This window comes from Parabacteroides sp. AF18-52, from assembly GCF_003479145.1.
GTDB lineage: Bacteria > Bacteroidota > Bacteroidia > Bacteroidales > Tannerellaceae > Parabacteroides > Parabacteroides faecis.
The window spans coordinates 432,148-445,377 of the sequence record NZ_QUGR01000003.1 but is presented as its reverse complement, the minus strand read 5'-3'; the positions used below and the strand labels follow the sequence as shown (position 1 = coordinate 445,377).

Annotated in this window: 6 protein-coding genes and 1 pseudogene; 6 read left to right on the top strand and 1 reads right to left on the bottom strand. The window is 38.4% G+C overall.

The window, feature by feature from the left end; genetic code table 11:
- The coding region (locus DWX23_RS08630) for a carboxypeptidase-like regulatory domain-containing protein (RefSeq protein WP_147382527.1) at positions 1-221 on the bottom strand (221 nt) is incomplete at its 3' end.
- Positions 222-819: 598 nt separating this feature from the next.
- Here DWX23_RS08630 and DWX23_RS08625 point away from each other — a divergent pair.
- The 6 genes and pseudogenes from DWX23_RS08625 to DWX23_RS08600 form a co-directional block, all read left to right on the top strand.
- Positions 820-3,744: pseudogene (locus DWX23_RS08625) on the top strand (SusC/RagA family TonB-linked outer membrane protein); the annotation flags it as partial.
- A 29-nt stretch (positions 3,745-3,773) separates the two neighbouring features.
- Entirely contained in the window at positions 3,774-5,369 is a 1,596-nt protein-coding gene (locus DWX23_RS08620) for a RagB/SusD family nutrient uptake outer membrane protein (RefSeq protein ID WP_122374162.1), read from the top strand.
- Between the two features lie 278 nt (positions 5,370-5,647).
- Positions 5,648-6,793 carry an ATP-binding protein gene (locus tag DWX23_RS08615; RefSeq protein ID WP_122357342.1) on the top strand — a complete coding sequence of 382 codons (1,146 nt, stop codon included), beginning with the start codon at positions 5,648-5,650 and terminating at the stop codon, positions 6,791-6,793.
- Positions 6,794-6,936: 143 nt separating this feature from the next.
- The gene (locus DWX23_RS08610; RefSeq protein ID WP_370450076.1) at positions 6,937-10,011 is read left to right on the top strand and encodes a SusC/RagA family TonB-linked outer membrane protein; all 3,075 of its coding nucleotides are present in this window, start codon (positions 6,937-6,939) and stop codon (positions 10,009-10,011) included.
- A gap of 28 nt (positions 10,012-10,039) precedes the next feature.
- Complete coding sequence (locus tag DWX23_RS08605) at positions 10,040-11,692, top strand: RagB/SusD family nutrient uptake outer membrane protein (protein WP_122374187.1); 1,653 nt, start codon at positions 10,040-10,042, stop codon at positions 11,690-11,692.
- Between the two features lie 192 nt (positions 11,693-11,884).
- Entirely contained in the window at positions 11,885-13,096 is a 1,212-nt protein-coding gene (locus DWX23_RS08600) for an ATP-binding protein (protein ID WP_122374161.1), read from the top strand.
- Positions 13,097-13,230 lie beyond the last annotated feature (134 nt).

The following is a 13,230-nucleotide window of genomic DNA, read 5'->3' as shown; positions in this document are numbered from 1 at the left end:
GAAATTACCAGAGTCTTTGCAGAACTTGGTACATCCAAAGAGAACGCACCATCAAAATCAGTAACTGTGCCGACCATTGTACCTTTAACAACAATCGATGCACCAATGATTGGCTCATTATCATCCGCCGAAATAACAGTACCTGTTACTTTCGTCGTCTGAGCAGTCGCCAATCCAATGCCTAAAAACAGGCAAAACAGAAGATAAGTCAACTTCTTCATAGACACACTTTTTTATTTAACTATAAGATAACTAATTTGTACTATATTATATAGAATTCGCCTAAAACCTATTATAAAACATATCAGAGAAGCCGCAAATGTAATAATAAATTTATTATAACACTAAAAAAGTAACAGGAATTTACCAAAAACAGACTGTTAATTAACAAAGTAGCATGAAAAATGGCACTTTGAAGAGAAATTTCTCGTTTTTATTTTCACATTTCATCTAAATAGACGTTTTAAAATTACCTATTTTTAACCAGGTCATTTTCACATTTAGGCTAAGATTTATTTGGCCTGAAAAGTGACAGGTTCCACTTGGGTAGAAAAAGTAATCTTATTTTTTATTCATAAGTTCGTTTAGAGATGGTTTGATGAAATCCAATGAGTTTCTATAAAAACAGAGAAGATTGTTTATGTGTGAAAAAATGTATATAACAAGACATAATAAAATCTCTTTATCAGGAGTGTTTCATACTATTATGAATTATATATTAGTTGGATAGAAAAGTATAAAAAAGATACCGATATATCTTTTAGATAATTAATATTAAGTCTTCTTCCCTTGATTTTACATTCGTGTAAGAGGTATTCGCCGAGTTCTGCAAAGACTCTGATTGTATCATACGTAGGTATGGAAACTCAAGAGCTCTCTGTCTCTCCTGTGGTTCATATCAAATTAAAATCTGATACTCAAAATCTTGACGAAGTTGTCGTTGTAGGGTATGGAACTCAACGCAAAAAAGACGTAACAAGCTCTATTGCGAAAGTTGGAGGAGAAACCCTCAGTAACCTGGTGGCATCCTCATTTGATACCCAGTTGGCAGGACGTGCCGCCGGGGTTCAAGTAACCACTCCTAGCGGGGTACTTGGTGCCGGGCCTCAGTTTAAAGTTCGTGGTATGAGTACCATCAGCTCCAGCTCTCAGCCTCTGTTCATCGTAGATGGTATGCCTATTGCTACCGGAGACAATGGAGATGGTAAAACAGGTTTGGGACAGTTGTATGCATCATTCAATGCCATGTCGGATATAAACCCGAATGATATTGAATCAGTTGAAATATTAAAAGACGGTGCTGCTACGGCTATTTATGGTTCACGTGCAGCGAATGGCGTTGTTTTGATTACTACGAAAAAAGGAACAAAAGGACGTGCTAAAGTTACTTATGACGGATATGTAAGTGCAGCCAGTGCTGCTAAATTGCATGATCTTTTGGGTGCAAAAGATTTTGTCATGATCGCTAATGAAAAATTAGAGAACTGGGAAGAGAAAGGACAAGCGGTTTATAATGCTTCAGATCCTGATACAAAGTGGAACGATTATATCTTCCAGACCGGTTTCCAGCATAATCACAACGTTGCAGCCAGCGGTGGTACAGATAAAAGTCAGTATTATGTATCTTTCGGGTTTACAGAGCAGGAAGGTATTGTTCGTTCAAATGATATGAATCGTCTGACTTTGAAAGCCGATTTGACCCAGCAGGCAACAAAATGGTTACGTATTGGTTTGAATGGCCAGATGAGCCGTACAAAATTGAATGGTATATCAAATTCGGAGAACTCACTGGGTGGTGTAGGTTTTGCCGGAGTTCGTATGCTTCCGAATGTGGCCGTTTTCGATCCGACTGATCCGACCGGATATAATATCGATAAGGAAAGTCGCAAAACATTGGGACGTGGTAATAACCTTTCTTATATCGATAATGGTATTCAAAACATTGTCTGGGCATTGGATAATAATGTGAACCGCTCTACCAATACACGTGTCATCGGTGGTGGTTGGGCTGAAATCACTATTATGGACGGACTTACACTGAAAACTCAGGGAGGTCTCGATATCTCTAATGTAAAAGATTTTATGTATTGGGACTCTGAATCAGGTGACGGTTACGGACGTAAAGGTTTGCTTGAAGAAGTAAACACAACTTATGAAAACTGGAACTGGCAGAATATCCTGAATTTTAATCGTTCATTTAATGATGTACATAATTTAAGCGCAACTGCTGTTCAGGAATACACTCACAGTGAGTATGAATATACAGATGCTGCCGTTCAGCAGTTGTCTGACAGGTTCTTTACAGACCATATTATCTCCAATACTTTTGGTATAAAAGATATCGGCGGATACAAAACATTTAACGGACTTGCTTCTTATATGTTCCGCGCAAACTATAATTATGATAGTAAATATTATGCGGGTGCATCTATCCGTTACGACGGATTATCCAGCTTACCGGAAGATACTCGTTGGGGTACATTCTGGGGGGCTTCCGTTGCATGGCGTTTATCTCGTGAGAATTTCTGGAAAGACGCTCAGGTGAACGAATGGTTCAACGATTTGCGTATCCGTGCTAGCTACGCTACATTAGGTAATTCCGATCTGGGAAATAACTTCCCATACCTGGGAACTTATGGTGCAAAACTATACGGCTCACAATCCGGTGTTGCCTGGAACCGTATGGGTAATAACAACCTGAAATGGGAGACGACTGAAACGTTCGACTTGGGCCTGGATGGTTCTTTCTTCAACAACCGCCTGACATTTGAATTGGCTTATTGGCAAAAGAATTCAAAAGACCTTGTATTGGAAGTTCCGACTCCTCCGACAATGGGTATTCCTTACAACTCATATTATGATAATATCGGTAAAATCAAAAACTCCGGATTTGAGTTGACCGTAAGCGGTACAGTTATCTCAACGAAAGACTGGAACTGGCGTTCTGAGTTAAACTTCTCTACTGTAAAAAATACTGTTAAATCATTGTATGGTGGAACTGATATCATTGATAATTATACAATTATCCGTGAAGGTGAATCTTATCGTTCACTATACGGATACGACTATTACGGTGTCAATATGGAAAACGGTAATCCTATCTGGAGAAAAGCTGATGGCAGCCTGGTTCAGTTCGATACATTCGGCTCGTATGACTATGTTGAATATGATCCGTCCAATGCTAAAGACGTATCCAAACCATCCTCTTTAGGATCCAGCGACCGTAAAATATTAGGATCCTCTATGCCTACCTGGTATGGCGGATGGAACAATACAATTACCTATAAAGATTTCGATTTGAACATATTCCTTCGTTTCTCAGGTGGTAATAAAATCATGAACGCCTCTCGCCAGAGTGCTTTGATGAATATGGAATTTGCTAATAATGGTAAGGAAATTTTAGGCAGATGGGTATCTCCTACAGAAACGGGTGATGGTATGACTCCAAGAATCGGTTACAATGACCAGTCTGTCTTGTTCAATGACGGCTTCACCGATTCTCACTTTGTGGAAAAAGGTAATTACTTGAAGCTGTCAAACCTGGCTCTGGGATATACTTTGCCGAAATCTGTTTTATCGGCAATAAACATAACCAAGATCCGTGTGTATGCACAGGCTCAGAACTTATTCACTATCACAGGATACTCAGGTTTGGATCCGGAAACTAACACTCGTTTGGGCGTAGACTGGAATGGTATGCCTCAGCAGCGTTCGTTTACTTTTGGAGCAAATGTCACATTCTAAGAATATAAATCAGTAGAAAAATTACAATTATGCTAAATAGAAAACTATATAAAAATATATCAGTTGTAGCATTAGGCGTAGCCTTAATTTCGCTACCCTTATTCACCGCTTGCGAAAGCGATGTAGTGGATCTGTCTCCGGTTGATAAATTCTCCGATTTGACAGCTTACGGTACTCCGGCGCGATGCGAGTTATCTATGATCGGTGCTTATGATGCTGCCCAGTGTGGTATGTATATCAATTCCGACAATGGCTGGCAGCGTGGTTATCCATTCGGGGCTGCCAGTATACAACAAGGAGAAATGAGAGGTGAAGATATGAACCTGACGGCCGTATTTTACGATTACACCTATTCAGCAACCTACAATTTGTCTACAGCGAATAATGTCGCTATGTGGGAAACCTCTTTTGAAGCTATAAACCGTTACAATACAGTATATGCAGGTCAGGAATATGCCGGTAGCAATGGTATACTCGATGAAGCGACAGCCAATCAATATAAAGGCGAATGTCTGTTTTTACGTGCCTTGACATACCATAATTTAATGATTCATTATGCACTTCCTTACAATGTGGATGGGAATAATAATTATGGTATGCCTCTGTATACTACGGCAATTAATACACCGGAAGCTATTCAGGAAGCATTACAGATTGGCCGTTCGACAGTTGCCGAAACATATGCGCAAATCCTTAAAGATCTGGATGATGCAGAACAATTATTGCCGGATGTTATCACAGCGGGCAAGATATCCCGCGCGTCAAAAGGGGCAGCTATCGCTTTAAAGACCCGTGTTTATCTACATATGCGGGATTGGGCTAAAGTTATTGAAGAAGCTGAAAAACTGGAAGGCGGACGTTTCCAACTGGAAACAGATCCGGTTACTCCATTTACTTCAAGTGCCGATAACAAAGAATCTGTTTTCTCGATCGAAAATAGTACGGAAGACAATCCGGATGTCAACGGTTCTTTAGGTCAGATGATGTCGGGACGTAACGGAGGACGCGCCATTATAACGTCATCTCCTACCGTTTATAACTCCAAATACTGGACAAAAGACGACAAGCGTCGTAACTTGCTACTATACCGTGAATCTGATAAATATTATTACTGTGATAAATATCAGGATCCTACTTCTCAGGATGCATGGGCTCCGATTCTCCGTTATTCAGAAGTGCTTCTGAATGAGGCTGAAGCTGCAGCACGTAGCAACAATAAGACGTTAGCTCTTGAAAAGTTGAATGAAGTGCGCGACAGATCATTGGCAAATCCTGCACAGGAAAGTTATAAGGCTTCGGATTTCGCTGATACCAAAGCACTGTTAGATGCTATTCTTTGGGAACGTCGTATTGAATTCCATGGTGAAGGCCGTCGTTGGGAAGATATTCATCGTCTTGCAAATGACGATCTATTCCCTTCCGGAGGTATCCCTGCTAAAATTGAATACAACAACAGCAAGGGTGTAGGTGCATTCGTTGTAAACGGAGAAGTTAAATCTGAATGGTATAGTTCCAGCAAAAAGTTTATTCCTTATACTGATAAACGTTTTATCTGGCCTATTCCGTTAAACGATATTTTAAGAAATCCGACTTTATCGAAGCAGCAAAATGCAGGTTGGGAGTAAATCTCATATTGACAAGAAGATATTTTTTTTGGTCTTTACGCATTAAATAGATATGTTAAAAAATATTAGTCGCCAGGGTATTTTCATTTACCCGGTATATTAATCCGATTTACCCGGTAGGGTAGTGACAAATTGATAATTAGAAAAAAGGTGTCCGGGTAAATATTTTAACGTAAAAAGATGGATGTAACCAACAAATTTGAAATCAATCGATTTCAAATTTGTTGGTTACATCTGTTTTAATTACCTTTGTTTCAATCGAAAAATAGATAAAAGTTATGAATACTCCTTTTGTGTATGGCCGCATAGCCGATAAAGATAATTTTACAGACAGGGTACAAGAGGTTAAGTTGCTTACCCAAAATTTCAATGGCTTGGTTAATACCGTCATTATTTCTCCACGCCGTTGGGGAAAAACTTCTTTGGTAAGTAAGACGGCACAAATTCTTCAAAGTTCAAGTAGGGATTTTATTATTTGTCAGGTAGACATATTTAACTGCCGGACAGAAGAAGAATTTTATGTTGCTTTTGCCAATGCATTGCTAAAAGTTTCAACCTCTGCCTGGGAAGAATTTGTATCCGGTGTAAAAAAATATTTAGGAAAAATGGCTCCGCTTATTTCAGTATCAGACAGTAGTCAAACCTATGAGTTTTCATTCGGAATAAGTTTTAAGGATAATAAGATGGGATATGATGAAATATTGGATTTACCGCAAGTCATAGCGAATGATACCGGGAAAAAAATTATTGTCTGTATCGATGAATTCCAAAATATCAATGAATACGAAGATTCTTTGGCTTTCCAACGTAAACTGCGCGCTCATTGGCAGAAACAAACTTCTGTCTGTTATTGTCTTTACGGGAGTAAACGGCATATGTTACTGGATATTTTTAATGACTATAGCATGCCATTCTATAAATTCGGGGATATTTTATTTCTTCACAAGATAGGAAGGGAAGATTGGATTTCATTTATTTCCAGTCGCTTTTCCGATACCGGAAAAGAAATTTCAAAAGAATTATGTAATCAAATAGCAGCCAGGGTAAAAGATCATCCATATTATGTTCAGCAGTTAAGCCAACAAGTTTGGTTACGTACAGAAAAAAAGTGTACCGACAGTATTCTCGATGAAGCATTTTTAAGTCTGACAGGTCAGTTAAGCCTTCTGTTTGCCAATATAATAGACACATTAACATCCAAGCAAATTAATTTTCTATTGGCGGTGGCAGATGGTGTCACAAATTTCTCGTCGAAAGATGTTCTTACAAAATATAAACTGGGAACTTCTGCAAATATAAAAAATCTAAGAAAGGCGACTTTGGAAAAAGATTTAATAGATATTCTACCCGGAAATATAACCGAACTTCAGGATCCTGTTTTTGAATATTGGATAAAAAATATTTATACAGGTTCACTACGATAAACACCCCACTTTAGGTAGAATTTGAGTATGTAAATTAGCTACTCAAATTCTACTGTCTTTTTTCAGTACAAATTATCATAAGTTAGATTTCAATCGATATAAAAAATAATCCATTAGTTTGAGCTATTTGGATAGGGTATTTATTGGATTTACAGAGATTTACACATAAATTACAACGTGCTGATTATCAACATATTATACGTAAACGTAGTTCTGCAAAGACTCTGGTAATTTCGTATGTAGGTATGGAAACCCAAGAATTGGCAATTAAGCCTAAAATGCGGGTACTAATGGAGTCCAGTTCACAGGCTTTGGAAGAAGTAATGGTCGTAGCTTACGGTACGGCAAAGAAATCAGCGTTCACAGGATCTGCATCTACAATGAAAGCAGAAAAGATTGCAGAACGCCAGGTTGCAAACGTTACAAATGCTTTGGCTGGTCAGGTAGCCGGTGTACAGGGTGTGAGTGCAAACGGACAACCGGGAAAAGCAGCTACTATCCGTATCCGTGGTATTGGTTCTATGAGTTCTAGCAGTTCTCCTTTATATGTAGTTGACGGCGTTCCTTATGATGGTGATATTGCAGCGATCAACCCGAACGATATCGAATCGATGAGTGTACTGAAAGATGCTTCTGCCAGTGCAATCTACGGAGCACGTGGTGCAAATGGTGTTGTATTGATTACAACTAAAAAAGGTACTGCCAGAGAAGCAGTGGTAACTGTCGATGCAAAATGGGGTAGCAATTCACGTGCCGTACCTCAATATAATGTAATGAAAGACCCTGCCATGTATTATGAAACAGCATACAAGGCTCTGTATAACAGCAAAGCTTATGCCGGAGGAAGTGCTGCGGATGCTCGTGCTTATGCATTGAAGAATATTTTCTCTTCAGACAATGGTGGAGTAGGATATCAGGTTTATACTACTCCTAACGGGGAAGATTTTATCGGTACAGACGGTCGTATCAATCCTAATGCAACATTAGGTTACAGTGATGGTTCTTATTATTATACACCGGATGACTGGTATGATAATACTTTTAATAAAGGAAATTTACGTCAGGAATATAACGCAACAGTATCAGGTGCTTCTGAAAAGATCAATTATTATTTCTCTTTAGGTTATCTGGATGATGCAGGTATTATTTCCGGTTCAGGTTTTACTCGTTATACAGGCCGTTCAAAAGTAGACTACCAGGCAAAGAGCTGGTTGAAGATTGGTGCAAATATGGCTTATACATATTATGACAGTAAGGCTCCGGATGCTCAGGACAAATGGGGTTCATCTGGTAACCTTTTCTATATTACCGACCTGATTGCTCCGGTTTATCCGATCTATGTAAGAAATAATGACGGTAGCATAAAGGTGGATAACCGCGGTTATACTGTTTATGACTTTGGTAACTCTACAGGTCAGGTTCGTCCTTTCATGCCTATGGCTAATCCGGGCGTAACTTTGGAACTGGATAAATTCCATGCATATACAGATGTATTGAATACTAAATTTTACGCAATCGTTGATTTGTATAAAGGCTTGCAGTTTACAGCAAATGTCGGTGTAAATTCAAGTAACCAGAGAAGTTCTATCCTGAACAATCCTTTTTATGGCGGGGCCGTTGGTTCTGAAGGTTATGTAAATGTTAAGAATGAAAGAAATATCGGTTTGAACCAGCAATATTTGCTTACTTATAAGCAAAGTTTCGGTTCACATAATATCGACGCATTGGTAGGTTATGAATCTTATAATCTGAAAATCCAGAAAATGGAAGGTTCAAACAAAAAACTTTATAACCCGTTCATTGGTGAACTTAGCAATGCTATCCAAACACCTCCGACTGTAAGTTCCTCTACGGATACTTATTCTACACTCGGTATTCTGGCTCGTGTTCAGTATGACTATGATGGGAAGTATTTTGCTTCTGCTTCTTATCGTCGCGATGCTTCTTCACGTTTCCACCCGGATCACCGTTGGGGTAACTTCGGTAGTGTTGGTGCTGCGTGGTTGATGAACAAGGAAGAGTTCTTCAAGGATCTGGATGCTACATGGATCGACTTGTTGAAGATAAAAGCCAGTTATGGTGTACAAGGTAATGACAACTTGTTGCTTACAGATGGTATTACTCCTAACTATTATGCTTATTTGGATCAGTATACTGTATCTAACAGTGCCGGTGATTTTGCAACATCATTTACTTACAAAGGTAATAAGGATATAACCTGGGAAACTTCATATAGTTTTAATGCCGGTCTTGAATTTACCCTGTTCAAAGAAAGATTGAGCGGTAGTTTCGAATATTTCAGCCGTAAGACAGTCGATTTGCTTTACAACCAGCCGGTGCCTATTTCATTAGGTTATTCAACGATCCCGATGAATGTTGGTTCTATGAGAAATGCAGGTGTTGAATTAGATTTGAATGCTGATATTATCAGAACGAAAGATTTGACATGGTCATTCAATCTGAACATGACTCATTATAAGAACAAGATTCTTGATCTGGCAGAGACTGCAAAGAATAATGGCGGTATCAAGAGTTCTGTAACTATCCGTAATGTCGGAGGTTCTTTGTATAACGCATATCTGGTTAAAGATGCAGGCGTTGATCCTGAAACAGGTAAGGCTTTATATTATGTAGATCCGGATAATGGAGACATGACTACTACTGATGATTTCAGTGCTGCCAAGCAATCAGATTTAGGTTCTACTTTGCCTAAGATATACGGAGGTTTCGGTACTTCTGTTCAATATCGCGGATTTGACGTTTCTGTAGGATTGTCTTATCAATTGGGTGGTAAAGTGTATGACTATTCTTACCAACAGTTGATGCACAGTGGTGAGGCAAATACAGCAGGTACTAACTGGCACAAAGATATTCTGAATGCATGGAGTGAAACCAATAAAGGCAGCAATATCCCTCGTATCAGCAGTGCCGATAAGAGAAATCAGGATTTGTCTTCACGATTCCTTCAGAGCTCTAACTATTTGAGCTTGAATAGCGTGATGGTAGGATATACATTCCCGAAAAAATGGACAACTAAATTTATGGTAAATAACTTGCGTATCTTCTTCTCTGGAGATAACGTGGCACTTATCGCTTCCAGAAAAGGTCTTGATGCTCGCCAGAACTTAGGTGTTGCATACTTCGGTAATGATGATGCCGTAGGTGCAAAATATTCAGCACTCCGTAGTTTGTCAGGAGGTATCAGTGTTACATTCTAATTTATTGTAAACAAAAAAGATGAAGATTATGAAATTTATAAATAAATCATGGATATTAATTCCGGGACTGGTTTTGGCAACTGCCTCTTGTACAGATCTGGATACACAACCCGAAGGCGGAAATTCTACTTCTGACCAGAAACAGGAAATAGCGGAAGCAATTCCCGAACGTGTAGCAGCCGATTTGAGCGGTATGTATTTTTCAATCGGTAAACAGTATTGTGTGTATGGTGAAGATAATCCACGTGATGACGACTTCGGTTATCCGGCAGCTTGTTTGTCGCTGGATTTGAATGGTGCGGACATGGTGAGTGATGCCAGTGGATATAACTGGTTCTCCGTTGCCAGTGAATATGCGGATAGAATATATAATTATGCAAATCCGAATATGCGTTGGGCTATGATTTACAACCAGATTAAAATGGCTAACGATATTATCGCCACTATCCCGGAAGATAATACGGATAAAACACTTAATTACTATAAGGCACAAGCTATCGCAACCCGTGCATTCGATTATCTGACACTGGTTCAGCAGTATCAGTTCACTTATAAAGGAAATGAAAGTAAGCCGGCTGTTCCGATTGTGACAGATAAGGTAGAAGGTGATCTGTTGAATAATCCGCGTGCATCTGTTCAAGAAGTATATGACTTGATCATGGACGACCTGAATACAGCAATACCTTTGTTGGAAGGATACAACAGAAAGTCTAAAAACGAGATCGATCAGAATGTGGCTTATGGACTTCGCGCTCGTGCAAATCTGGTTATGCAAAACTGGGCTGCTGCTTATGAAGATGCAACAAATGCATTAGGCGGATATACTCCTTATAGCCGTGACGAAGTAAGCAAACCGGGTTTCGTTGATTCTAATGACCATAACTGGATGTGGGCGTTGATTCTGACTCCGACCAATATGCCGGATGCTTATCCTTCATGGCCTTCTGTGATTTCTTCTTTCTCTGGTGATTCATATTCTTGTGGTGTTGGATGTTATAAAATGATCAATACGCTGCTTTATACGAAGATACCGGATACGGATGTAAGAAAAGGATGGTGGGTAGATGAAAAACTGGATTCTCCGAACCTGAAAAATGTATCTTGGAGAGGCTACGATGGACAACCTATCGGACCGTTGGTAGTTCCTGATGTAAAAATGGCATATCTTCCTTATACAAATGTTAAGTTTGGTGCTTATCAAGGTATTTTGGGGAATAACATCAATGCTGGTGACTGGTGTATGATGCGTGCAGAAGAAATGATCCTGATCCAGGCTGAAGCTAAAGCTATGAGCGGAGATCTTGGTGGTGGAAAACGTATTCTGGAAGATTTCGTAAAGAATTATCGTGATCCGTCTTATACAAGCAAAGCAACTTCTGCTACAGGATTCCAGGATGAAGTATGGATGCAGCGCCGTGTTGAATTGTGGGGAGAAGGATTTGCTTTATTTGATATCCTACGTCTTCAGAAAAATATAGTTCGCTTTAACAACCGTGTTGAAAGTAATTTCCCGGATGGATTTAAATTTAATTTGGCTGCCAACAACGGTTGGTTGCTGATGCGTATCCCGCGTAATGAAATTAATGCAAACAACGGTATTTCGGAATCAGACAATAATAATGAAGGTACATTACCACAGAGTGGTGAAGGTGCAGGTCTGACTGATGGAGTAGTTGACTAATTAGAATTTGCAATATTATAAAAAAGAAGGTGTCCTCCGGGATGCCTTCTTTTTTTGTTCGCCCAAACATGTTCCCTCTACTCAGTGAAGGATATCAGATAACCAAATAACTTTAATTACAAGTAGCATCTATTTCTTATAAGAAATAAAAGCACTATATTTGCTTCTGGTTTTACTTATAAGTAATAAAAAATGAAAACTCCGGAGTTCTATAATAGAGATTTATATCTTGATCGTATCAAACCATTTGTCAATACACAGATGATAAAAGTTCTGACCGGCCAACGTCGTGTTGGAAAAAGTTTTCTTCTTTTCCAATTAATGGATTATATACGCATCTCATACCCGCTTTCGGATATAATCTATATTAATAAAGAATTGTTTGAATTCGACAGCTTAAAAGACTATGCAGATCTGATAAATTATGTAACACAGAAACGTAATGATCCGAACAATAAATGTTTTTTGTTTATTGATGAGGTACAGGATATTGCGAGTTTTGAGAAAGCACTGCGACATTTCTTTGCAGAAGGAAGTTATGATATATATTGTACTGGAAGTAATGCTAATATGCTTTCAAGTGAATTGGCAACCTATTTAAGCGGTCGGTACATCGAATTTAAAATATATAGTTTGACTTATAAAGAGTTCTTACTGTTTCATAAGTTGGAAGATAGTTCCGATTCTTTCACTAAGTTTTATAAGTTTGGAGGTTTACCATATTTAATAAATCTACCTTTTAATGAATTACTGGTTTCGGATTATTTACGAAGTATTTATGACACAATTATACTTAAGGATGTAGTAAATAGATATAGTATAAGGAATGTCAGACAGTTGCAGGATTTAACAATATATTTGGCTGATACGATTGGTAATTTGTTTTCAGCCAATAAAATAAGCGAGTACCTTAAATCTCAACGTGTCGATTTGCCTCCTAAAACCATATTAGAATACTTGAATTATCTGAATAATGCTTACTTTGTAAAAAGGTTACGTCCGTCAGATATCCAGGGAAAACGTCAGTTTCAAATCGGAGAAAAATATTATTTTGAAGATTTGGGGATTCGACATGCGATCCGTCCTTTCAGAGCAAACGATATAGCACAAGTATTAGAGAATATTGTATGCCATCATCTTCTTGTCAATGGCTACACTTTATCGGTAGGAAGGGATGGAGATAAAGAAATAGACTTCGTTGGTGTGAAAGATGGAGAAAAAATATATATACAAGTAGCCTATTCTGTAATGGATCCTAAAACTTATGAGCGTGAATTTGGAAATCTCTTAGCAATAAAGGACAATTATCCTAAGATGGTTATTACAATGGATGAAATAGAGGGTAGTTCATATGAAGGAATAAAACAGATCCCGATCCGCAAATTTTTGATGGAATTCAAATAACTTTCCCACTTTGTTAAGCAGTTAGAAAACCTTGTATATCGGGTAGAATTTGAGTGTTTATATTTTAATATCAAATTCTACCCGATTTATTATATCTAATTTCAATAGTATATCAATTCACTGATAATCAACAC